Source organism: Rhizobium ruizarguesonis, from assembly GCF_017357285.1.
In the GTDB taxonomy this organism is placed as follows: Bacteria; Pseudomonadota; Alphaproteobacteria; order Rhizobiales; family Rhizobiaceae; genus Rhizobium; species Rhizobium ruizarguesonis.
On the sequence record NZ_CP071678.1, the window covers coordinates 2,090,788 to 2,113,400 of the forward strand.

A 22,613-nucleotide genomic window follows, 5' to 3' on the forward strand; every position below is an offset into this window, starting at 1 on the left:
CGAAACGGCAAAAAAGCGTCCCTGCGGCAAATCTTGTGATGGCATTTCCGGCGCAAATGCGCATGCCGATTCGCCGGTGAAATCAGCGCTCCTAAAGCGCGTCGTTATCGCAAAACCGTACACTTTTGCGCGACATGCTCTTAGAGCGCATCGATGGCGATGGTGACGATGGCGACGCCAATCGGCCTGTTCTCTTCGTCCATGACGACGAAGCTGGCCTGCGTTTCGAGATTCTGGGTGGATTCGTTGCGTTCGGCCCGGTCGATGAAGATCTCCCGGGAACTGTTGGCGAAGGTTCTAAGATATTTCTCCTCATCGCCCTGCCAATAGTCGGCGGTGATGGTGCTCTGCCCGACATTCAGCCCATGCGAGTCGGTGACGAAAAATTCGACGATCACCCCTTGCGAGGTGTCTTGCCTGGCTTTCAAGTAGTGCGACACGGATTTGTCGAGCAGCAGCTTGACCATATGCAACTGGTGTTGATCGACCTCCGACCGGTAGGTCTCGTCGAGCACCCGCATATCCATTTCGCTGACATTGTCGAATTGCGCGTTTTGCTCGGCAATGGCGTTCAGCACCAAGGGCGTTTCCACCATCGGCCGGATCTGCTTGTCGACATAGTCGCGCACGAGGGGAATATAGGCAGGCTCGGCGCGGACAGGCGCCAGCGGAAACAGAAAGGTCGCCAGCCCGAAGGTCACAACCGTTCTTATATGCCACCACCGCGCCATCTTGTTTCCTTATGTCGCATCGTTCGTTGCACGCTTTAAGCGCAACCTGACATGATTCGCACGTCGCCAAGTCTATTAGGACAAGGTAAAATAGATGTGCAGACCCTGATAGCGGATTCAGGAAACCTCGCTGACAAAATCTGGAACAATTTCAAGTGGTAAATACGATGGTTGCGCGCCGTGATCGGTGGCGATCAGCCCGCGCCTTTGGCGATCGGCTCCTGATAGGTGAAGCCCATGTCCCAGGGGAAATAGATCCAGGTGTCCTGGCTCACCTCGGTGATGAAAGTGTCGACGGTCGGCACGCCTTTCGGCTTGGCGTAGACGCAGGCGAAATGTGCCTTCGGCAGCATGGTGCGCACCTGTGCGGCGGTCTTGCCGGTATCCGTCAGATCGTCGACGACCAGCACGCTTTCGCCGCCATTTTCCATAAGTTCGGGCGCTATTCCCTTGAGCAGCACCATGTCGCCCTGGTTCACATAGTCATGATAGGACGCGACGCAGACGGTCTCGATCAGCCGGATATTCAGTTCGCGCGAAATGATCGCGGCCGGAACGAGGCCGCCGCGGGTGATGCAGACGATCGCCTTGAACGTCTGATCAAGGCCGGCAAGCCGCCAGGCAAGGGCGCGCGCATCGCGGTGGAACTGATCCCAGGAAACGGGAAAGGCTTTATCGGGAAGGGACATCGGGCTGCTCCGCGGCATGAAAAAACGACACGCCGTTTGCCGGCGACCGGACGGGCTTGAAGCGGCGATTGGCAAAACGCAAATCGCGCAGCCGGAACTGCGCGAGAGGGGGCCGAGCTCGAAGCTGTCATCGGTCGCCGCAATTAGCGGGATTTGCCGGCAAAAGGCAAGAGCAGCCAATCAACGCGATAACAGCGTCAGCGCCGTCATCGATTGCAGCAGGGTCTTGGTCGTGCCGCCGAAGATCATCTGCCAGAGCCAGGAATGTGTATAGGCGCCCATGACGAGAAGGTCGATGCTGCTGTCCGAAAGCCGGTTCTCGATGACATGGGATGCGCTCTTGTCCACACTTTGGGCCGTCGAAAGCGTCGTCTTCACGCCATGACGAGCAAGCGTCGCGGCGATGTCGGCGCCTGCGGTCAGCGGCGATTGCAGCGCCGTGTCGGCCGGATCGACCGAAAAGATCTCCACCTCGTCGGCGGCTTTGAGGATCGGCAGCGCGTCGAAGGTCGCGCGCGCCGCCTCCTTCGATCCGTTCCAGGCAATCAGCACACGCTTGATCGGCTTCGGCTGGCGGATGATATAGGGGATCATCAGCACCGGCCGGCCGCTTTCGAAGAGAAAGCTGTCGACGTCGACGTGGCTGTCGGAAGGTCTGGCCGGGTCGGCCTGTGAGGCGATCAAGAGGTCGGCGCTGCGGGCACTTTCGATCAGCGGTGCGGAGCCGTATCCGGTGGATGTGGCAAAGCTGCGCCATTCGGAGGAGGCGCCTGATGCCTCAGCTTTCGCGCGAAAGATGCGCTCCACGGCAATCGTTTCGCTATGCGCCATGTCCTGCAGCGCCTGCACGGCAACGGGATCGGGGATTTCCATCGGCGCCACCAGCGGCACGGCGGAGATGATTTCGGCATGCAGGCCGATCACATGGGCGCCGCTTTGAGCAGCAATGGCAAAGGCGAAATCGGCAACCGCAGCACTATTGTCTGATGTATCGAGAATGGCGAGAATGGTTTTGTAAGACATATCAATTCTCCTTGCGCTGAAATGGCGTGCGCGAGGGAAGGAATGCACCGGACCGTTCTCCTGTTCCTTGATAGGGATCAAGGATGGCCTTTGAGTTCCGGCGTTTCCCTCAGGCCTCCGCGGAATGGTTTTCGGCGATGTCCTTCTTTTGGCGGATGGCGTCGATCATAGCCTGCACCTCGGCGCCGGCTGCATCGATTGCCGCCTGCGAGCGGCCGCGCACGACGATCTCTGTTGAGAATTTCTGGCCGATATAGCGCGGGTAGGAACCGATGCTGGTTTCCGGATGTGCTTTCTGGATAGCGGTCAAGGGCGTGCCGATCTCGCCTTCGCCGTAAGGGCAGGCGATGGCGAGCGAAAGCACCGGCGTGCCGCTTCGAAGCGTCGGCAGCACATTGTCGACCATCGCCTGGAAGACCTGCGGCACGCCGGCCATGACATGGACGTTGCCGATGATGAAGCCGGGCGCCGTTGAGACCGGATTGGCGATATGCGCAGCCCCTCGCGGCATGCGCGCCATGCGCTGGCGCGCCTCGGTGAATTCCATCTCTCGGCGCCGGTACATCTCGGCAAGCAGCGTCATTGCCGTCTCGTCATATTCGCAGGGCACGCCGAAAGCCTTGGAGATGGCATCGGCGGTGATGTCGTCATGCGTCGGCCCGATACCGCCCGAGGTGAAGACGTAATCATATTTGCCGCGAAGCGCGTTCAACGCCTCGACGATCGCCTCCTCGTCGTCGGCGACGATGCGCACCTCCTTGAGGTCGATGCCGGAAAGCGTCAGCAAATCGGCGAGGTGGCCGATATTTTTATCCTTGGTGCGGCCGGAAAGAAGTTCGTCGCCGATGGCGAGCATGGCGGCGGTGACGACGATGTCTTGGCTCATGGGATGTTCCGTGATCTGAGGCTGGTGAATAGGTAGTGCCGTTCGGCCGCTTTGCAAACAGCCGCCGGATACGTTCATTTTTGCTGAAATGAAAACGCAAGTGAATTTTCGTCTACGGATGTTGAACACTGAGTTCTTCACGGCATGGCTGTGTTCCGAAACAGGCGCTGATAGAACTCCTCGGTCAAGAAATTCAACCAGTGCTCCAAGGGAGATTGAAGATGGCGAAGGTTCTCGTCCTTTATTATTCGGCTTACGGCCATATCGAAACCATGGCCTATGCCGTTGCCGAAGGCGCGAAGTCGGCCGGCGCCGACGTCACCGTCAAGCGCGTTCCGGAACTGGTTCCGGAAGATGTTGCCAAGGCTTCCTATTACAAGGTCGACCAGGCGGCCCCGATCGCCACCGTTGACGAACTGGCGGACTATGACGCGATCATCGTCGGCGCCGGCACCCGCTTCGGCACGGTCGCCTCGCAGATGCGCAATTTCTGGGATCAGACGGGCGGCCTCTGGTTCGCCGGCAAACTCGTCGGCAAGCTCGGTTCGGTCTTCACCTCTTCGGCAACCCAGCACGGCGGCCAGGAAACGACCATCCTCGGCTTCATCCCCACCTTCCTGCACCAGGGCATGGTCGTTGCCGGCCTGCCTTATGCCTTCCAGGGCCAGATGGGCACCGAGGAAGTCAAGGGCGGCTCGCCCTACGGCGCCTCCACCATCACCAACGGCGACGGCTCGCGCCAGCCTTCCGAGATCGAGCTGGAAGGCGCAAAATACCAGGGCGCCCATGTCGCCAAGCTTGCTGCCAAGCTCGCCTGATCTTTGATACTGAAATGACAAAGGCGCGGCGGGCGTGAGGCTCGCCGCGTCTTTTCCGTTTTCTCTCGCGACAGACCGAGTGCCCCTTGTTCGGCCGCGGCTTTCGGGCGGAAAATGTGTGACGGATCATTCTGCGGTGCAACTGGCCAAAACAGGCATGATTTTTACGGCTGTGGCTCTTCCCATCGCCCATGACGCAAGGTATTGAAAACGCCGCAAGCGGGCGTGGCGAAACTGGTAGACGCAAGGGACTTAAAATCCCTCGGCCTTGGCTGTACGGGTTCGACCCCCGTCGCCCGCACCACCTTCATAATCCCGTTCGAATATGCTTGTATTATGCGTGTATTTTGTGGATAAAAGCGCGTTATTGCTTGCATATGGCATTTTCGGTGCAAGGATTGCGCCGCGGCGGTTGAGTAAGTGTTGTCTTGTGGGAGTAAGACGATGGTTTACGATTGGAGTGGGGCAAGGACTAGGCGCATCCGCGTCTTCAAGACCAGTGTCGCGCTTGTTCTCGCAACTGCGATGGCCGCGATACCACTGTTCTTCTGGGCGGTGCAATTGCGCGCTTTCTAGCCGATCCCGCTGATAATCAGCGTTCTGCGAACGGAAGGGCGTTTGGCGCCTTCGTATCGCGCCACCTGTTTATCACCCAGCCAGCCAGAAGCCCGAGGGCTGCGCCCATCGCCTTGATGCTCGCGTCATGCAGGCGCGGATGGCGGCTCGGCGCGAAATATTGCAGCCATTCGATGGCGAATGCGCCGACGATCAGCAGCACGGCCACCGTTTTCCATTGTTTCGGATAGGCAAGCGCGAAGGCGAGGCCGAGGAGTAGATAGGCAACCGCGCGGTCAACATCGACCATCGTGACTGTATCCGGCCTCTCTCCGATCGGCGAAACCGTGACGAAGAAGATGAAGGCGAGCAGCAGCCAGGCGAGCGGTTTTGCGAATTTAAAGATCATCATAGCTTCATATAAGTGGCCGCCCTTTTCATTGACAGTTAAAATCAGTTCATGTGCCGCCAATTTCGCGATTGGCTTAAGAAAGCCTTCCTCGGAGCGAACCGGTCCGGGAGCGAACCGGAAACGGCCGAAACGGGCTTTCTTTTGCCGGTCGGCCTGTGCAATAGCGGCGGTGGCTAATTGAGAGAATGGACCACGCCTGTGACGAGACTTGATGTCGAAAGCGCCGAAGAGGCGATGCGCAGCCTTTTTCCGGCAACGCCGCTGCAGCTCAATGATCACCTTTCGGCCCGCTATGGGGCCGATATCTGGCTGAAGCGCGAGGACCTGTCGCCGGTGCGCTCCTACAAGATCCGCGGCGCCTTCAATTTCTTCCGCAAGGCGATCGGGCAGGGTGCCTCCGGAAAGACCTTCGTCTGCGCCTCGGCCGGCAATCACGCCCAAGGCTTTGCCTTCGTCTGCCGCCATTTCGGCGTGCCGGGCGTCGTCTTCATGCCGGTGACGACACCGCAACAGAAGATCGACAAGACCCGTATGTTCGGCGCTGAATTCATCACCATCCGGCTGTTCGGCGACTTCTTCGACCAGTGCTACCAAGCCGCCCGCGAACATGTGGAGGCGGTCGGTGGAGTCATGGTGCCGCCCTTCGACCATGCCGACATCATCGAAGGCCAGGCGACCGTCGCCGCCGAAATCATGCAGCAGCTGCCGGAGGGAACAGTGCCGGACATGGTCGTCCTGCCGGTTGGCGGCGGCGGACTTGCCGCCGGCATCACCGGCTATCTCGACGGCACGGTGCCGAAATCGGCTTTCGTCTTCACTGAGCCGGCCGGCGCGCCGAGCCTTAAGCGCAGCATCGAAGCGGGCAAGGTGACGACGCTTCCCAAGGTCGACAATTTCGTCGATGGCGCTGCAGTGGCGCGCATCGGCGACCTGAATTTCGCGGCTCTTCGCGATTTTCCGGCAAGCCAAGTGCAACTGATGCCTGAGAACGCCATCTGCGTCACCATTCAGGAAATGCTGAATGTCGAGGGTGTCGTGCTGGAGCCGGCCGGCGCCCTGTCGCTGACGGCGATCGCCGCGATGGACGGCCAAGCGATCCGCGGCAAGACCATCGTTGCCGTCGTCTCCGGCGGCAATTTCGATTTCGAGCGTCTGCCTGACGTAAAGGAAAGAGCCATGCGTTACGCAGGGCTGAAGAAATACTTCATCCTGCGGCTCGCCCAGCGCCCTGGTGCACTCCGGGATTTCCTCAATCTGCTCGGCCCCGACGACGATATCGCCCGCTTCGAATATCTAAAGAAATCGGCGCGCAACTTCGGCTCCATCCTGATCGGCATCGAAACCAAGGCGCCTGAGAATTTCGCCCGGCTGATCGGAAATTTCGAAGCAGCCGGCATGGGTTACGAGGATATTACCGAAAACGAGATCCTCGCCAACTTGATCATTTGACTTGGCGACAGCGATATCGCCGTGCTAAAGGCGGAGCATGGCTTCGTTCATTTCAAATATCTTTTCGATGTTCTCCGGCGGCAGCAAACCGGCTACGGAAGCGGCAGGCCCTTCCGGCGAGCCGCAGCTTTACGGCGATTGCACGATCTATGCCGAACCGCGTAGGGAAGGCAGCCAGTATCGCCTTGCCGGCCGCATTGAAAAGAAGGTCGGCGAGGAGGTGCTAGTGCGCAATTTCATCCGCGCCGATCTGTTTACGTCCTCCGACGATGCGATCGAATGCACAGTGCGCAAGGCGCAGCAGATCATCGATCAGCATGGTTCGTCGCTCTTTGGTGACGGCGAGAAGCTTCGTCAGGTCTGAATCGGGATCCGGGCATAGCTCCTGGATACCGGCTGCAACTATTCCTGTGTGTGACCCGGGTGCGCTCCAGCGAGCGCCTTCTCACTCACGCAATCTTAAAGGATTGCGGTGAAAGGTATCGCCTGCAGGATTTGCAGGACACCCCCGTGTTTGACTGTTTCGGACGATTGACCAAAGGATTCGCCGTCGCGATCGCCGCGCCAGCAGGAGGCCGAACGTCCGGAGCCGAGGTCTCATGATGGAGACACTCAACCTCCTTCTCTTCGTCGTCGAAGCCATCGCCTATTTCGTGCTGATGGTAACGCTTCTGCATTTCCGTCATCGGCTCGGTCTCGGGGTTTTCCTGACGGCGCTCGGCGTCATGCATTTCATGGAGACCTATCTGGCGGCGGTCTTCTATGTCTCGCTGCCGTTCGGGGATGTGTCGCCGGGTTCATCCGTCTTCTTCTCCGGCAAGTTGATGATGATCCTGATGCTTTACCTGCAGGAGGATGCCGCGACGGTGCGCCAGCCGATCTACGGCCTGTTCCTCGGCAACCTGCTCACCGTCGGTATTGCCTGGGTGCTGCAGTTGCACCAGCCGCTGCAGATGTCGACCAACCACACACCCGACGTCGATTTCCTCAAGAAGATGGGCTGGCTGATGGTTTGGGGCACGGCGCTGCTCTATGTCGATTCGCTCGGCATCATTCTGCTTTACGAAAAACTCGGCGATTTCTTCCGCCGCCGCGTCGTCCTACGTTTCCTGATTTCGGGCTTCGTGCTGCTGACCTTCGACCAGATCGGCTTCTTCGCCGCGCTGCATTATTTCTTAGACGTGCCGATCGCCGCATTCTGGGGCGGTTGGAAGGCAAAAATGCTTGCCGTCTGCCTCTACGCGGCGATGTTTGCATTCTATGAATATCGTATTCGCCGCGGCGGAGCAGCCGGGTCCGCACGCTCCATCAGCGACGTGTTCGGCGACCTGACGTTCCGCGAGCGCTACAACGCTCTTCTGGAGCGCACCGGCCGCGACATCCTCACTGGCGTCTACGATCGGACGCGCATGGAAATGGAAGCGCCGCTGATGCTGCTCGAGGCACTGAAGCAGGGGTTATTCGCCACCGTCCTTATTATCGACGCCGATCACTTCAAGGATGTCAATGACGGCTACGGCCATCTCCAGGGCGACGAGGTTCTGAAAGCGATCGCCGCTCGGCTCGGTACGACACTGCGTTCCAGCGACCGCGTCTTCCGCTTCGGCGGCGAGGAATTCGTCGCCGTCTGTCCGGGCACCGACCATGAAGAAGGTCTGCTGCTTGCCGAGCGCCTGCGCTGGACGATCGCGACCAGCGTCAAGACGCCGGATGACAGGCCGGTCACGGTCAGTATCGGCGTTGCGACCGCCGACGAAGACGGCGTCGATTTCACCACCGTGCTGACGGCTGCCGACGGCAGGCTCTATGCGGCCAAGAAGAGCGGCCGCAACTGCGTCGTCGGCCGCTCCGGCGTGGTGAAACTCAGTTAGGCCTGGTGGGCTCGTCGATCAGCGCAGCGCGGTCGGCCGCGGGTGTTTAGGATGTTGCGTAAACAGCAACACATTCCCGTATATTTACGTATTTTCAACATGTTATGAGAGCCATAAAAACGGCTTGTTAGCATAACACAAACGTGATCTCCATTGCCGCAGCATTCCGGATGAGCTTTCCTGCGAGGGGCGTGGACATGAGTGATTCAGTTGCAGCACAGAAAGTCGATGGCGGCGAGTTTGCCGTTTTGTGCATCGGAGGGTTTCTTCTTTCGATTGCCTATGGCGTGACCTTTCTGATCCCGGTGCTGGTTGGCCAGCGCGGCGGCGACGAGGCGCTGGCCGGCCTGATCATTTCGGCTGCGACTGTCAGCACCGTCATTCTCGTGATCCTGTCAGGCCACATCGCGGATGCCATTGGCTCGGCGCGGGCGGTGGCTGTCTCGGGATTGTTTCTTGCCGCGTCAGCGCTGGGATTCGCCATGGTTCCCTCAGCTGGGCTGAGCCTGATGGTGGTCGGTTTAATCCTCGGCATAGGCTGGGGCACCTTCTATGCGCTCGGCCCTATTCTGGTCGCCGCGATCGTCGAACCCGAACATCGGATCCGGTTTTTTGCCCTGCTTTCGGGATCGATGATGTCGGGCATCGGCGCCGGACCGATCATTGGCCGCATTGCTACCAGCTGGTCGATGCCGATCGAGGCGGCCTTCGCATTTGCGTTCCTTGCCAGTCTCGCCGGCGGTGCGCTTTACTTTTTGCTCCATATCCGGCTGACCAATGCCGGCAAGATTTTGCCCCATGTTAACAAGATCTCATTTGGCTCAGCACGCGAGGTGATCGGCTCGCGGGCCATCTATTCCATCGTCATGGTCGGCATCGGCGGCGCGATTTTCGGCGGGCTGTCCAGCTTTCAGACCAGCTACGCCAAGGCGCACGGATTCGACTACTCCCTGTTCTTCATCGGCTTCATGTCCGCCGCGATTCTGAGCAGGCTGTTCGTGGCGGGATATGTGGTCAAGAAAGACCCACTCTATTCGCTTGTGGTCCTGACAAGTCTGACGCTGGCATCGATCGTGCTGTTCCTGATGCTGACATCAAATCAGTTTGCCTATCTGGGAGGCGCGGCGATGCTGGGAGTGGGCTATGGCTTGACTTATTCCGTCATCAACGGCCTGGCGGCCAATGAGGCTCCCGCCGGCCTTATGCCGCAATCGCTGCTGTTATTTTCGCTCGCCTATTCCATCGGCGTCTTCGGCTTTCCACTGATCGCCGGCAATCTCATCGTTTCCTCCGGCGTGCAGACCATGCTGTACGTCGTGCTTCTGCTTGCCGTCCTGAATTTTGCAATCGTCCTGTTTCGTGTTGCCCACCGTGCGACGCAAGAACGAAACAAAGCATCCGTAGGAGACAATACAAGCACTCTATGACGGGTGGCCGAGGCCGGCGAAGGGGCCGGGCAAGTTTGACCTGCCCAGCCCGGCTCACTTAGGCAGCGCGGAAGATCTTGGCGCCGGAGGGGGCACTCGTCATGCCGCCGTCGACGGTGATCTCGATGCCGGTGACATTGGCCGCATCATCCGAAGCCAGATAGAGCGCCGCCTTGGCGATTTCGTCGGCTTCGCTCATGCGGCCGAGCGGGCTCATGCCTCCGATGCGCGCCTCGAGCGCCGACATGGCGTCTTCCGTCTGGGCCATCGGCGACCAGATCGGCGTTTTCGTGCCGCCGGGCGTTACCTGATTGACGCGGATGCCGCGCGGTGCGAGCTCGGATGCCATATTGCGCGTCATGGCCCGGACTGCCGCCTTGGTCGCCGCATAGGCTGTCCAGCCGGGAGCGCCGAGCACGGCATGCACGGAACCGTTGAGGATCACCGAAGCGCCGTCATTGAGGTGCGGCAGGGCCGATTGCACGGTGAAGAAAACCGCCGTGAGATTGGTGCTGATGATCTGGTTGAACTGCTCCGGCGATGTCTCGCCGAGCGGCGTCGCGCCGCCGATGCCGGCATTGGCGAAGACGATGTCGAACTTGCCGACCTTTCCGGCGGCTTCCGCAAACGCCTTCTCGGTGGCGGCGGCATCGGTGACATCGACCTTCAGCGCCAACACGCCGGCTCCCAGCGCCTTTTCGGCGGCAGCGAGCGTTTCCGGGTTGCGGCCGGTGATCACCACCCTGGCACCCTCGTCGATGAAGACCCTGGCGGTCGCAAGACCGATGCCGCTGTTTCCGCCGGTAATCAGGGCGACCTTATTTCTTAGACGCATGATTCATGCTCCTCTTGGAATTGGCAACGATCTGGATTATGATCGTTATCTACAAGGATTATGATGATAATCCACATGAGTCAAGAGAAGCATGATGCCGAAAAGTGTAAGCGGTTTTCGGCCGACATCATGCTCATTCGATTAGTGCCGGGGAGATGTCCGATGGGCCGTTCGCAGCTGGAAAAACAGAAGACGCACGAGAAGATTATCGAGATCGCGTCGAAGCGACTACGCGAAGAGGGGCTCGAAGGTATTGGCGTCGCCGATCTGATGAAGGAAGCCGGGCTGACCGTCGGCGGCTTCTATAAGCATTTCGCCTCCCGTGACGATCTCGTCGCCGAGGCGATCCAGTCCGCTTTCGATTCATGGGGACGCAAGCTGGAGGCCGAGGGGGTGAACCCGGCGGAGATGACGGCCGCCGATGTCGCCGATCGTTATGTGAGCGCCTATCACCGCGACAATCCGGGTGAGGGCTGCCCTTTTGCCGCGCTGACCTCCGATATATCGCGTAGCGGCGAAAAGGCGCGGGGGATCGCGACGGACGGGCTCAGGCGTAATTTCGCGTCATTGGCGGGCAAGGCTGCGGGAGCGGACGATAGCGAACGGCGGCGCAAGGCGATCATGGCCTTCGCGATGATGGCCGGCGGCGTCGGCCTTGCCAGGATTTCGTCCGACGAAGAACTCTCGGCCGAGATCCTGGCAACGGTCCGGGATTTTGTCGCCGATATCGACAAATGAAAAACGGCCGGCAAGGCCGGCCGTTCCACAGAGCGTTGAAGAGCCGATCAGGCGGCCAGTGCGATTTCCTGGACGCGCGACTTAGCGGCGTCGATCGCCTTTTCGGCAGCTTCCGGACCGAAGGCCAGGCCTTCGACATAGATGGTCTCGATATCGCTGATGCCGAGGAAACCGAGAACCGACTTCAGGTACGGCACGGCATGGTTCAAGGCGGCGGCCGGTCCCTGCGAGTAGACGCCACCCGAGGCGAGTACCACATAAACCTTCTTGCCGGTTGCGAGGCCGACCGGGCCGCTTTCCGTGTACTTGAAGGTCAGGCCGGCGCGGGCGACATTGTCGATCCAGGTCTTCAGCGACGAATAGATGTTGAAGTTGATGAGGCCGGTGCTGATGACGATCGTATCGGCAGCGAGCAGTTCGTTGACGAGTTCGTCGGAAGTCTTGACGGCCACGGCTTCCTCAGCGGTGCGGGCCTCGGCCGGCTTGCGGATCGCGCCGGTGAAGAGGTCATCGATATGCGGCAGCGGGGTGGCGGCAAGGTCGCGGCGGACGACGACGCTGCCCGGATTCTGGTTCTTCAGCTTTTCGGCGAGATCAACGGCGATCGGCGTCGAGAGCGATTCGGCGCGCGGGCTGGACGTCAGAAGAAGGATGGACGACATGGTGCATTTCCTTTCGAATGGGATTTGACGGCCCGTTGCTGGGAGGTGAGCCGCAGTCTCGATGAGGAAAATAGGTCTGGCCTGCTATCGAAAAAACGGTGATAATGTCGATCGAAACTATCGATGGAATGGATAGAAGATGCTGCCGAACCCGACTCTGGACCAATTGCAGGTGTTTTTGACCGTTGCCGAGACCGGCAGCTTTTCGGCCGCTTCGCGGGCGCTGAACCGGGCACAGTCAGTCGTGAGCTATACGATCGCCAATCTGGAAGCACAGCTCGAAGTGCCGCTTTTCGAGCGCTTCGGCGCACGCCAGCCGAGGCTGACGGAGGCTGGCAAGGCGATGCTGGAGGATGCGCGGCGCATTCTGGGCGACCTGCAGGTCATGCGGGCGCGCGTCAAGAGCCTGAGGGAAGGGCTCGAAGCGGAGGTTTCGGTCGCCATCAGCGTCATGGTGCCTTCGCGAGCCCTGGTGGACGTCCTCCACGAATTCCGCGAGATGTTTCCATCCGTTTCGTTGAGCCTCAATGTCGGCGAGCTCGGAATGGTCATGGATCTCGTCCTCAGCGGCAAGGCGACGATCGGGATTGGTGGCGCGGTCGTCAAGCAGGACGATTCGATCGTCACGGAACGGATCGGTCATTCCTTCATGTTGCCGGTTGCCGCGCGCAACCACCCGCTTGCCGGGATCGGCCGGCCACTGACGCTCGGCGACGTCCGCGAGGAAGTGCAACTCGTCGTCACCGATGCGTCGGGCCGGACGAAGGGGCGCGATTTCAACGTTCTGTCCTACAAGACATGGCGCGTCAGTGATATTGCAACGAAGCACCAGCTCATCAAGGCCGGCCTTGGCTGGGGCGGCCTTCCGGCTTCCGTGATCCATGACGATCTCGTTGGCGGCACGCTCGTCCATCTCGATCTGGATGCCTACGAACAGGGGGAGTATCCGATATATTCGGTGCGCCAACTCGCCAACCCGCCCGGACCTGCCGCCACCTGGATGATCGACGCGTTCCGCACGCGGCTTTCCCATTGCCCGAACCAGGCCGATTTTCATGCGCAGATGGCGGAACTCCAGGAACCCGCGACACCGCTCGCGGCCGAATGACGAAGGCGCGGCGGACGCGCCTTCGCCTGCATCCTCTTCGGCTTAAAGAACCAGCCTGAACTTCGAGAAACCATCGGCCCCTTCGCCGGCATCCTCGATCTTCACGCTCTTGACCTCGGCGAGGAACTGCTTCGCCTTCGGGCCGCTTTCGAAGGTCGCGGTCGTGCCCGCGAGTGGCTTGAAGGTCCAGTTTGCGTCAGCCGACGGATTGATCGTGCCCTGATCATGGATATAGCGGACGATAACGTCGCGGTTGGTATCCGGCGCCTGGAAGATCACCTTATCCGCGGTGATCTCAGGGAAATTGCCACCGCCGCCGGCGCGGTAGTTGTTCGAGACGACGACGAACTTTTGAGCCGGGTCGATCGGCTTGCCGTTGAAGGCGAGGTTCTGGATGCGGTTGGCGTCCGGATGGATCGGCTTGCCTGATGAATCATATTTCGGCGGCTGCGACAGGTCGATCTGGTAGGTGACGCCGTCGATCACGTCGAAATTGTAGGAGGGGAAATCGGTATTGAGCAGCGCCGCATCCTTCGAGCCGGCCTCGATGTGATTGAACATGCCGGCTGACATTTCGAGCCAGTTCTTCACCTGGGCGCCGGTGATGGCAACAGCCTGCACCGTGTTCGGGTAGAGATAGAGGTCGGCGACGTTCTTGATGGCGATATCGCCGGCCGGAACATCGGTATAGTAATCGGCGCCGCCGCGACCGCCGGCCTTGAAGGGAGCCGCCGCCGAAAGCACCGGCAGGTCCTTGAACGCGGTGTCGGCGAGCATCTGCTTGATGTACCAGGTCTGGGCTTGGCTGACGACCTGCACCGAGGGATCGTCGGCGACGAGTGCGAAGTAGGAATAGAGCGGTGCTGACGTCTTGCCGACCGGGGTGCGGACATAGGCAAGTGTCGCTTCGTGCTCGGCCTTGGCGGCTTCGACCACGTCCTTCTTGTCGGCGTAGTCGGCAACCACCTTCTTCTTGTCGTCGCGATGATAGATCGGCCGTGCTTCCGAGGTGAAATCGACGATCTTCCAGCCATTGCCGTCCTTTTCGAGCAGCAGGTCGATAAGGCCGAGATGCGAGCCCCAGAAGCCGGCCATCACGGCGGGCTTGCCGTGCAGCGTACCCTTGACGGGGTCGGCATTGGCGACGCCGTCCCAGCTCTTCGGGCCGGGGAAGACGAGATGCTGGTGGCCGGTGAAGATCGCGTCGATCCCATCGACGGCGGCGAGATGCAGCGAGGCGTTCTCCATCTTTTCGGATGGTGCGCTGCCGTCGATGCCGGAATGCGAGAGCGCAATGATGATATCGGCGCCGGCTTCCTTCATGGCGGGAACCCAGGCCTTGGCGGCCTCGACGATGTCGCGCGTCTGCGCCTTGCCTTCGAGGTTCTTGATGTCCCAGAGCATGATCTGCGGCGGTACGAAGCCGATGAAGCCGATCTTGACGGGGCTCTCATTGCCGGCGCCGTCTTTGATCTGCTTTTCCAGAATGATGTAGGGCTTGAAGAAGAGATCGTCCTGCTTCGGGTCCGAGGCGAGCTGGCCCTTGGTCAGGTTGGCGCAGACGAAGGGGAAGTTCGCGCCTGATAGGACCTTGAACATGAAGTCGAGGCCGTAGTTGAACTCGTGATTGCCGAGCGTGCCAACCGTATAGCCGAGCGTGTTCATCGCCTTGATCACCGGATGGACGTCGCCGTCCTTCATGCCGTGCTGATAGGCCATGTAGTCGCCCATCGGATTGCCCTGCAGCACGTCGCCATTGTCGATCAGCAGTGAGTTGGCGGCCTCGGCGCGGATCCCGTCGATGATCGTCCCGGTGCGCGCAAGACCCATCGTGTCGTTCGGCTTGTCGGCATAATAGTCATAGGGGAAGACATTAACGTGAATGTCGGTCGTTTCCATCAGCCTGAGATGCGCCTGGTTGGCGCTGGCGCGGGCGCTGAAAGGATGCAGCAGCACCAGGGCGGAAGTGGCGGCGAGGCCGCCGAGCAGGGAACGGCGGCTCATTACGCCAACATCGAAATTGGAAGACATGGAAACTCTCCTTCAGGGTCATGCATCGTCCGGCCCGTCAGAATTAGGACGATTTGGCGAGGAGTACACTGCGAAAATGACAGGACGTCAAAACAATCCGCCGGAAAAGCGTCATGGCTCTGAAATGCAATTTATGGTTCAGTCAGTCGGCGCCAGGCCGCCGCAAACGCAAGGCGCGGTCATCCTCGGCGTCAGCGTCAACCGCAGCCGCTGGAGCATCTCAGCCGCTCCTTCGGCGCAAAGGCCGGGCAACCTTACGAGTTTGGCGTCGATGTTGTTAAGTGGGGCGTCCGCTCGACGTTGACGGCGGTTCTAACCAGCGGGCGTACTGCCAGTACCGGCCGCATCTCCTTATGGAAAAAGCGGAAATAGGAGGAGATCTGCGCCCGCGCATTCGAGTTCACGTCGAACTGGATGCCGACGCGGCCATTATGCTTCCAGCGGATGACACCTTCGAGCAGCCCGAGGTTTTCGGCCTCGATGCGCACCTTGCTGCCGGAGGCAGCATGGAGCGGCCCCTTCATCTCCAGGGCGGCACCGGTTGGCGATAGGTTGAGGATGCGGGCATCCACCTGGCTGTTCAGGTATTTGACATGGCCGAACACGCGGCAGTTTTTCCGATCGGCCTTTCGGGCCGTGATTTTCAAGTTGCGGGTCATACTGTCTCCCTTGATATAGCCAGGGAGCATAGCGCCGGAAAATTGAAATGGTTTTAGGGGCTTGGCTAAAATTGCAGTGAAACGTCAATTGGCAGCAGCGGCCCTGCGTCCCACCACATGTTCGCGCCAGACGGTGAAGATGCCGGCGGCGACCACGATCGCCGAGCCGACGATCATGTTGAAGCTGAGCGTTTCGCCATAGATCACCATGCCGAAGATAGAAGCGTAGACAAGTGACAGATAGGTCAGCGGCTGGACGGCGGCGGCATCGAGAACATCGTAGGCGCGGATCAGGAAATAATGGCTGGAGATGCTGGTCATGCAGACGAGCGCCATCCAGCCCCAGTCGCCCGGCGCCATCCAGCTCCAATAGAACGGCCCAACCAGCGTCATCGTGACGCCGCCGACGACGCCGGTATAGAAGAAGCTGGTCATCGACGAGTCGTCGCGGCTGACCAGGCGGGTGGCGATGACGTAGAAGGCGAAGTTGAAGCAGGAAAGGACGGCGAGAAGCAGCTTAAGGTCGAAAAATTCGCCTTCGGGCTTCAGGATCAGCAGCACTCCGAACAGTCCGGCGCCGATCGCTGCCCACCGCCGCCACCCGACCCGTTCGCCGAGGATCGGCATCGCCAGCAGCGCGATCAGGATCGGCGTCGCGGAAAAGACCGCCTGTGAACGGGCAAAGCCGATCACGGCAAAGCAGGTGATGGCGAGAACCACCTGGACTGCAAGCAGAACGCCGCGCGTCACCTGCAGGAAGGGGCGTTTGGTGCGGGCCGTCGCCTTGATCCCACCGCGCATCTTCGAAGCGAGGATGATCGTGAAAAGCGCAAAGGCCCAATAGCGGATCATCGTCACGAAGATCGGCGGATAGGCCGTCGCCAGATGTTTCGAGATGGCGTCCTGCAGTGAAAAGATGGTGAGCGCCAGCAGAACGAAAATATAGCCTTGGGTCTTCGATGTCATGACTTGCCAATGAGCGGGAAACGCCCGCGAGCGTGAAAAGTCTGGGCAGGCTTTCGGCGAAGATGCAAGGCCTCAAAGCCCGACATTCGGCTTGTCGATGATTTCTCTGAGCGCGAAGCTGGAATTGATCTTGACGACATGGGGCAGGGCCGACAGCCAGTCGCGGTGGATGCGCTCATAGTCCTCGAGGTCGCGGGCGGCGACCCTGAGGATATAGTCGTATTCGCCCGACATGAGGTAACAGACGAGCACGTTCGGGCAGAGCTTCACCGCTGCCTCGAATTCCGCCAGCGTCTTGGCGAACTGGCCGGAGAGCGAGATATGCACGATGGCGATCATCTTGTAGTCGAGCGCCTTGTGTGAAAGCCGCGCATGGTAGCCGCCGATGACGCCGCTTCTTTCCAAGATGTCGAGCCGGCGCGAACAGGCCGAAGGCGACAATCCGATCCTTTCGGCAAGTTCGGCATTGGTGATGCGAGCATTGGCCTGCAATGCCCGGAGAATCGCAAGATCGATGGTATCGAGATCAGCCATTCGAAGAACCTTCGAAAAAAGATAGGATGAATGCAATAATCGCCGAAAAATCGCGTCTTCGCAAATCGTCTTTGCAAGGACATTTCACTGTCTTGATGGTTGGATTCCTCATCTGAAAAAATCCGCGACGCGGAGATAAAATGAGAGGAACGCGCATGCGTGTCGGTTGCCCGAAGGAAATCAAGAATCATGAATATCGCGTCGGCCTGACGCCGGCTTCGGTGCGAGAATATGTTGCCCACGGCCACGAGGTCTGGGTGGAGACCAAGGCAGGCGTCGGTATCGGCGCTGATGATGCTGCCTATGCCGCGGCTGGCGCCAAGATCGCCGCCTCCGCCAAGGATATCTTCGAAAAGTGCGACATGATCGTCAAGGTGAAGGAGCCGCAGCCTGCCGAATGGGCGCAGCTCCGTGACGGCCAGCTTCTCTACACCTATCTGCATCTGGCGCCGGATCCCGAACAGACCAAGGGTCTCATCGCCTCCGGCGTCACCGCGATCGCCTATGAGACGGTGACTGACGAGCGCGGCGGCCTGCCGTTGCTGGCGCCGATGTCGGAGGTCGCCGGACGCCTGTCGATCCAGGCAGGAGCGACCGCCCTGCAGAAGGCCAATGGCGGTCTTGGTGTCCTGCTCGGCGGCGTACCCGGCGTGCTGCCGGCCAAGGTCGCGGTCATCGGTGGCGGCGTCGTCGGCCTGCATGCGGCCAGGATGGCCGCCGGCCTCGGCGCCGATGTCAGCATCCTCGACAAGTCACTGCCGCGCCTGCGCCAGCTTGACGATATCTTCGCAGGCCGCATCCACACGCGTTATTCCAGCATCCAGGCGCTGGAGGAGGAAGTCTTCTCGGCCGATCTCATTATCGGCGCCGTACTGATCCCCGGCGCTGCCGCTCCGAAGCTCGTCACCCGCGAGATGCTGTCCGGCATGAAGAAGGGCTCCGTCATCGTCGACGTCGCCATCGACCAGGGCGGCTGCTTCGAGACCTCGCATGCGACGACCCATTCCGATCCGACTTACGAAGTCGACGGCGTCGTGCATTATTGTGTTGCCAACATGCCGGGCGCCGTGCCGGTCACCTCGGCGCACGCGCTGAACAATGCCACGTTGGTTCATGGCTTGGCGCTTGCCGATCGCGGCCTGCGCGCCATCGCCGAAGACAAGCATCTGAGGAACGGCCTCAACGTCCACAAGGGCCGCATCACCAGCAAGCCGGTCGCCGACGCGCTGGGCTACGAGGCCTTCGCGCCGGAAAGCGCGCTGAACGTAGCGTAAGCTAGCTGACTCCAGGTAACGGCTTACATCTCTATTTTTCGGCCGGCAGGGCGGTATCCGAGGGGATGCCGCCTTCTTTATATGACGGCGTAGCTGTAATCGAACCGCGACCGTTGGCGGCGTTGCAGGTATGCTTTTGTTGTCACGTTGTGTCCTGCCGATCAGTGTCTATCGTATCATGCCGATGGGCAGTCGCCTCTAAACGGAGCAGCAATGACGGTTGATAGTCGAGAGGAAATATCGCCGGTCCCGCTTCGAACCTCACCTGCCGGCCTCGAAACATATATTGCCGGCAGAACACTCGTCAGCGGGGATGGACCGGCCTGGACGGATATATTCGTTCAGGTGTTTTCCCGCCTGACGGTGCAACACCCCTTTCTTGTTCCGGCGGTCGCCGAACCTCTCATTGTTTGGGTGATCTCAGGTCAGGCATGCGTGGAAGAACGCGATCTGGGTGGGGAGTGGCGGGCCAACACAGTCAGAGTCGGGGACTTTTTTCTGACGCGGTCGCCCACGCCATACGAAATGCGCTGGCGTGCCGAGGGAGACGAACCTTTCCAGGTGATGCACCTCTATCTCTCCGTTCCGTTGTTTGAACGGGTGGCGGAAGCGGTTCTCGGCAAAGCTGCCAGCGCCATGCGCCTGCGCGACATATCGGGCGGCCGCGACCAACATCTTTCCAGCATGCTGGAACTGATCCATGCCGAACTGATGGCCGAAGGGCAGGGAAGCCGGCTCTTCGTGCAGGGATTGGCGCAGACGCTCGCCGTTCACCTTATCCGGCAATATGCAACATTTGACGCCGAGGCACGGCCGTCAAATGCCCTCCCGGGTGCCAAGCTACGGCGGGCCGTCGCATTCATGGAAGCCAACCTTCAGGAGCCGTTTGATCTCGCACGTCTGGCGCAAACGGCAGGCATCAGCGCGTTTCACTTCAGCCGCCTCTTCAAGAAGGCCACTGGCCTTTCTCCGTCCCATTATTTCATTCGCCAACGCATAGCCAAGGCTCAGCAACTTCTACAGGAAACCAGTACCAGCATCATCGAGATCGGCATGTCCGTGGGGTATTCGAGCCCCAGCCATTTTGCTCAGATTTTCCGCCGTGAGGCCGGCGTTTCCCCCAGCGACTACCGTCGCAGCTAAGGCGCGTCGCAATCTTTCAGATTCGCTCCTCGCGCTTCAGGTCTTCGTTTTTACGCATCTCGTTAGCGCAAAACCGCTGCACAGTTTTGCTCGACGTGCTTTAGAGTTGCTGATTTGAGCAAGATCCCGACAGATCTCGCAAGGTCCCGAGAGTGGGATTGGGCCCTCCTCCTTATGTTCCTCCTTGTCGAACACGACCGCCCTTTCAGTTGGAAGGACGCCAAGACAAGGAGATAAACCATGACGAATATCAATGGAAAAGTCGCGCTGGTCACCGGCGCCTCGAGCGGCATCGGCGCCGCAACCGCATTGAAGCTCGCCGAGGCCGGCGCAAAGGTTGGTATCGCCGCCCGTCGCATCGACAAGCTTGCAGACCTCAAAAAGGAGATAGTCTCGAAGGGCGGTGAAGTCCTCGTGATCGAAATGGACGTGGTCGATCCAGCCGCTGTCGAAGCCGGCGTCAAAAAGCTGGTGGGTGCCTATGGTTCGATCGACATTCTCGTCAATAATGCTGGCCTGATGCCGCTTTCGGATGTCGATCAGTTCAAAGTCGACGAATGGCACCGGATGGTCGACGTCAATGTCAAAGGCCTGCTGAACACCACGGCCGCCGTTCTGCCGCAGATGATCAATCAGCATTCCGGCCACATTTTCAACATGTCGTCGATTGCTGGCCGCAAGGTCTTCAAAGGCCTGTCGGTCTATTGCGCCACCAAGCATGCGGTCGCCGCGTTCTCCGACGGCCTGCGCATGGAAGTGGGCCAGAAGCACAATATCCGGGTGACCTGCATCCAGCCGGGCGCCGTGGCAACAGAGCTGTACGATCACATCACCGAGCCTGGCTATATCAAGCAGATGGACGACCTTGCCAAGCAGATGACGTTCCTGCAGGGCGCGGACATCGGCGACACCATCGTCTTCGCGGCGCAGGCGCCAGCGCATGTGAATGTCGCGGAACTCTTCGTTCTGCCGGTCGAACAGGGCTGGTAATCACGCCAGAGCGTCTTTCAGCTTCCCCGCACAGGTGCGGGGAAGAGACTCGCGAAGGAGCCGCACGATGAAAGAGATTTCCGCTTCCCAGGCCTATCGCCTGCTCGAACCCGGCCCGATCGTTCTCGTGACGACGAGCCTTGAGGGCACGCAGAATGTGATGACGATGGGTTTTCACATGATGATCCAGCATGCACCGCCGTTGATCGGTTGCGTCATCGGCCCCTGGGACTTCAGCCACCGGACCCTGAAAAAGACCGGCGAATGCGTGATTGCGATTCCAGCTGTCGATCTTGCCGAAACCGTGGTGGACATCGGTAATTGCTCCGGTGACACGGTGGACAAGTTCGAGCGGTTCAGCTTGAGGACTCGTCCAGCAAAGGATGTCGCGGCGCCGCTGCTGGTGGACTGCCTTGCCAATATCGAATGCCGTGTTGCCGATCCGGGTCTCGTCGATCGATACAATCTCTTTATCCTCGAAGCGAAGAGGATCTGGATCGACGAGACCCGCAAGGAACGACGGGCCATGCATCATAGCGGTGACGGCAGCTTCACCGTCGATGGCGGCACGCTCGATCTCCGGAAGCGCATGGTGAAGTGGCGGCATTTGCCATAAGGCGCCCCGCCGCACGCGAAAAACACACTCCCTAAACTTCACACTGATTGAAAGGATATCATCATGTCCGCCTACCTCGTTGTCGATCTCGATATCCACGACCCCGAAGCTATCGCCGATTACCGCTCGAAGGCCTTGCCCCTGGTGGTAAAGGCCGGCGGCCGCCTCATCGCCCTCGATGACGCGCCACTCGAACTCGAAGGCTGGCAGGCGACGAATATGCTGATCATCGAGTTTCTCGATATGGATGCCATCCGTGGTCTCTTTGCATCGCCCGAATATGCGCCGCTCGCACACCAACGGCAGGCTTCCGCAGGTTCGCGGATCATTGCCTTGCGCGGCGTTTGATAACATTCGAAGGCGCGCGATCCCGAAAGCATTCGTTAGGCGAAACCGAAACCGCCGAGCCGATCACAGCAGAAGGAGCGTGCCGGCGAATTGACGACTTCTCGTTGCGCCTCGCCCGCCGCCTATCAGGCGCCGTTCTCCGCTGGGGCAGGCGCCTTTACCTTGTCGATCCGGCATTGGAAGCAGTTGTTGCGCGCTGAGCGCACATGCACATAGCCGATCTCCGACCGCGCGAGCAATGTCTCGGCATAGGCCTGAATCTCAGCAATATCAGTCACCGCACCGGTGCCATAGACGATGCGATCGTTGGCGCTATAGCCGCGGACGATGAAGTCGGGGCTCATCGCCAGCATCGGCGGCTGGATCTCTTCGGCGGCGTAACGTCGGCAGGGCTGTTTGTGTAGGAAAATCGGGCCGGTTTCGGCATAGGGCTGCAGCGCGGGGAAGGGCCGGTAGGCGAAAACCAGCAGTTCCTCGCCTTCTTCGATATTCCCCAAGCAGTGGCGGCAGGGATTGCCGTCACCGTCGGAAACTATCGTCGCGGGCAGCCCGTCATAGGCGTCGCGCCCGCCGTTCCAGAGGTGTTCGGCGTCGGTCGTTGGCATGGCAACAAAACGAATGGCGGTCATGGCAGATCTCCTTTGTGATAGCCATGAAATGCACCCGGACGAGTGTGCAAGCCACCCGATTCTTGCGCACCGCAGGCATTGGCGATCGAGTGAAACGCGGAGTTTGCTTCTTTCGCAAAGCGCACACTCCCACCTCCTCGTAACCTCAGACACTGCGGGAGTGCGCCGGGCATATTGGGCGTCTTCATACCGTGGTACACGATCGGATGGCCCATGGTC

The 22,613-nt window shown here is 59.9% G+C and carries 24 protein-coding genes and 1 tRNA gene; 13 read left to right on the forward strand and 12 right to left on the reverse strand.

The annotated features are described in order from the left end of the window. Window positions 1–140 precede the first annotated feature (140 nt). The 4 genes from J3P73_RS10365 to J3P73_RS10380 all read right to left on the reverse strand — a co-directional run bounded on the left by J3P73_RS10365 (window position 141) and on the right by J3P73_RS10380 (window position 3,329). Window positions 141–731, reverse strand: coding sequence for a hypothetical protein (locus J3P73_RS10365; protein ID WP_130655239.1), 591 nt, complete (start codon window positions 729–731; stop codon window positions 141–143). Window positions 732–925: 194 nt separating this feature from the next. After that, complete coding sequence (gene gpt, locus J3P73_RS10370) at window positions 926–1,420, reverse strand: xanthine phosphoribosyltransferase (RefSeq protein WP_018073292.1); 495 nt, start codon at window positions 1,418–1,420, stop codon at window positions 926–928. 180 nt (window positions 1,421–1,600) lie between these two features. Further along, window positions 1,601–2,443 carry a universal stress protein gene (locus J3P73_RS10375; RefSeq protein ID WP_024320597.1) on the reverse strand — a complete coding sequence of 281 codons (843 nt, stop codon included), beginning with the start codon at window positions 2,441–2,443 and terminating at the stop codon, window positions 1,601–1,603. Window positions 2,444–2,552: 109 nt separating this feature from the next. Beyond that, window positions 2,553–3,329 (reverse strand): competence/damage-inducible protein A, encoded by a 777-nt coding sequence (locus J3P73_RS10380; RefSeq protein WP_024320598.1) that lies wholly within the window; start codon window positions 3,327–3,329, stop codon window positions 2,553–2,555. A gap of 221 nt (window positions 3,330–3,550) precedes the next feature. Here J3P73_RS10380 and wrbA point away from each other — a divergent pair, with 221 nt between their 5' ends. Next, the gene (gene wrbA, locus J3P73_RS10385; RefSeq protein ID WP_018073296.1) at window positions 3,551–4,147 is read left to right on the forward strand and encodes an NAD(P)H:quinone oxidoreductase type IV; all 597 of its coding nucleotides are present in this window, start codon (window positions 3,551–3,553) and stop codon (window positions 4,145–4,147) included. 219 nt (window positions 4,148–4,366) lie between these two features. Further along, window positions 4,367–4,451 (forward strand) — tRNA-Leu (locus tag J3P73_RS10390). A 288-nt stretch (window positions 4,452–4,739) separates the two neighbouring features. On the opposite strand, the gene J3P73_RS10395 is transcribed toward J3P73_RS10390, so the two are convergent. Beyond that, window positions 4,740–5,174 carry a VanZ family protein gene (locus J3P73_RS10395; RefSeq protein ID WP_207580003.1) on the reverse strand — a complete coding sequence of 145 codons (435 nt, stop codon included), beginning with the start codon at window positions 5,172–5,174 and terminating at the stop codon, window positions 4,740–4,742. A 138-nt stretch (window positions 5,175–5,312) separates the two neighbouring features. Between J3P73_RS10395 and ilvA the strand changes: the two genes are divergently transcribed. The 4 genes from ilvA (at window position 5,313) to J3P73_RS10415 (ending at window position 9,861) form a co-directional block, all read left to right on the forward strand. After that, the gene (gene ilvA, locus J3P73_RS10400) at window positions 5,313–6,563 is read left to right on the forward strand and encodes a threonine ammonia-lyase (protein ID WP_027689011.1); all 1,251 of its coding nucleotides are present in this window, start codon (window positions 5,313–5,315) and stop codon (window positions 6,561–6,563) included. A gap of 37 nt (window positions 6,564–6,600) precedes the next feature. Then, complete coding sequence (locus J3P73_RS10405; RefSeq protein ID WP_024320601.1) at window positions 6,601–6,927, forward strand: HlyU family transcriptional regulator; 327 nt, start codon at window positions 6,601–6,603, stop codon at window positions 6,925–6,927. A 235-nt stretch (window positions 6,928–7,162) separates the two neighbouring features. Further along, window positions 7,163–8,434: a GGDEF domain-containing protein gene (locus J3P73_RS10410; RefSeq protein WP_207579917.1), complete on the forward strand. Its 1,272-nt coding sequence runs from the start codon at window positions 7,163–7,165 to the stop codon at window positions 8,432–8,434. Window positions 8,435–8,631: 197 nt separating this feature from the next. Further along, a complete protein-coding gene (locus J3P73_RS10415) occupies window positions 8,632–9,861 on the forward strand; it encodes an MFS transporter (RefSeq protein ID WP_207580004.1) in 1,230 nt (409 codons plus the stop codon). 58 nt (window positions 9,862–9,919) lie between these two features. Here J3P73_RS10415 and J3P73_RS10420 read toward each other — a convergent pair whose 3' ends face one another. Next, window positions 9,920–10,696, reverse strand: coding sequence for an SDR family oxidoreductase (locus J3P73_RS10420; RefSeq protein ID WP_207579918.1), 777 nt, complete (start codon window positions 10,694–10,696; stop codon window positions 9,920–9,922). Window positions 10,697–10,858: 162 nt separating this feature from the next. Between J3P73_RS10420 and J3P73_RS10425 the strand changes: the two genes are divergently transcribed. Next, window positions 10,859–11,434 carry a TetR/AcrR family transcriptional regulator gene (locus tag J3P73_RS10425; protein ID WP_207579919.1) on the forward strand — a complete coding sequence of 192 codons (576 nt, stop codon included), beginning with the start codon at window positions 10,859–10,861 and terminating at the stop codon, window positions 11,432–11,434. 47 nt (window positions 11,435–11,481) lie between these two features. Here J3P73_RS10425 and J3P73_RS10430 read toward each other — a convergent pair whose 3' ends face one another. Next, entirely contained in the window at window positions 11,482–12,096 is a 615-nt protein-coding gene (locus J3P73_RS10430) for an FMN-dependent NADH-azoreductase (protein WP_017993710.1), read from the reverse strand. A gap of 139 nt (window positions 12,097–12,235) precedes the next feature. Between J3P73_RS10430 and J3P73_RS10435 the strand changes: the two genes are divergently transcribed. Then, complete coding sequence (locus J3P73_RS10435; protein ID WP_027689014.1) at window positions 12,236–13,204, forward strand: LysR family transcriptional regulator; 969 nt, start codon at window positions 12,236–12,238, stop codon at window positions 13,202–13,204. 42 nt (window positions 13,205–13,246) lie between these two features. Here J3P73_RS10435 and J3P73_RS10440 read toward each other — a convergent pair whose 3' ends face one another. The 4 genes from J3P73_RS10440 to J3P73_RS10455 all read right to left on the reverse strand — a co-directional run bounded on the left by J3P73_RS10440 (window position 13,247) and on the right by J3P73_RS10455 (window position 17,394). Next, window positions 13,247–15,235: a bifunctional 2',3'-cyclic-nucleotide 2'-phosphodiesterase/3'-nucleotidase gene (locus tag J3P73_RS10440; RefSeq protein WP_207579920.1), complete on the reverse strand. Its 1,989-nt coding sequence runs from the start codon at window positions 15,233–15,235 to the stop codon at window positions 13,247–13,249. A gap of 254 nt (window positions 15,236–15,489) precedes the next feature. Then, window positions 15,490–15,894 (reverse strand): PilZ domain-containing protein, encoded by a 405-nt coding sequence (locus tag J3P73_RS10445; protein WP_018073308.1) that lies wholly within the window; start codon window positions 15,892–15,894, stop codon window positions 15,490–15,492. An 84-nt stretch (window positions 15,895–15,978) separates the two neighbouring features. After that, window positions 15,979–16,860 (reverse strand): DMT family transporter, encoded by an 882-nt coding sequence (locus J3P73_RS10450; protein WP_207579921.1) that lies wholly within the window; start codon window positions 16,858–16,860, stop codon window positions 15,979–15,981. A gap of 72 nt (window positions 16,861–16,932) precedes the next feature. Further along, window positions 16,933–17,394, reverse strand: a complete 462-nt coding sequence (locus tag J3P73_RS10455) for an Lrp/AsnC family transcriptional regulator (protein ID WP_003538804.1) — start codon at window positions 17,392–17,394, stop codon at window positions 16,933–16,935. A gap of 155 nt (window positions 17,395–17,549) precedes the next feature. Between J3P73_RS10455 and ald the strand changes: the two genes are divergently transcribed. From ald to J3P73_RS10480, 5 genes are all read left to right on the forward strand, one after another. After that, window positions 17,550–18,668 (forward strand): alanine dehydrogenase, encoded by a 1,119-nt coding sequence (gene ald, locus J3P73_RS10460; RefSeq protein ID WP_207580005.1) that lies wholly within the window; start codon window positions 17,550–17,552, stop codon window positions 18,666–18,668. Between the two features lie 213 nt (window positions 18,669–18,881). Continuing rightward, entirely contained in the window at window positions 18,882–19,811 is a 930-nt protein-coding gene (locus tag J3P73_RS10465; RefSeq protein WP_245002723.1) for a helix-turn-helix domain-containing protein, read from the forward strand. A gap of 240 nt (window positions 19,812–20,051) precedes the next feature. After that, a complete protein-coding gene (locus J3P73_RS10470; RefSeq protein ID WP_130655246.1) occupies window positions 20,052–20,801 on the forward strand; it encodes an SDR family oxidoreductase in 750 nt (249 codons plus the stop codon). Between the two features lie 67 nt (window positions 20,802–20,868). Continuing rightward, the gene (locus J3P73_RS10475; RefSeq protein ID WP_130661460.1) at window positions 20,869–21,417 is read left to right on the forward strand and encodes a flavin reductase family protein; all 549 of its coding nucleotides are present in this window, start codon (window positions 20,869–20,871) and stop codon (window positions 21,415–21,417) included. A gap of 63 nt (window positions 21,418–21,480) precedes the next feature. Further along, the gene (locus tag J3P73_RS10480) at window positions 21,481–21,765 is read left to right on the forward strand and encodes a DUF1330 domain-containing protein (RefSeq protein ID WP_018073312.1); all 285 of its coding nucleotides are present in this window, start codon (window positions 21,481–21,483) and stop codon (window positions 21,763–21,765) included. Between the two features lie 125 nt (window positions 21,766–21,890). On the opposite strand, the gene J3P73_RS10485 is transcribed toward J3P73_RS10480, so the two are convergent. Beyond that, a complete protein-coding gene (locus J3P73_RS10485; RefSeq protein ID WP_130655247.1) occupies window positions 21,891–22,394 on the reverse strand; it encodes a DUF1203 domain-containing protein in 504 nt (167 codons plus the stop codon). Between the last annotated feature and the right edge of the window lie 219 nt (window positions 22,395–22,613).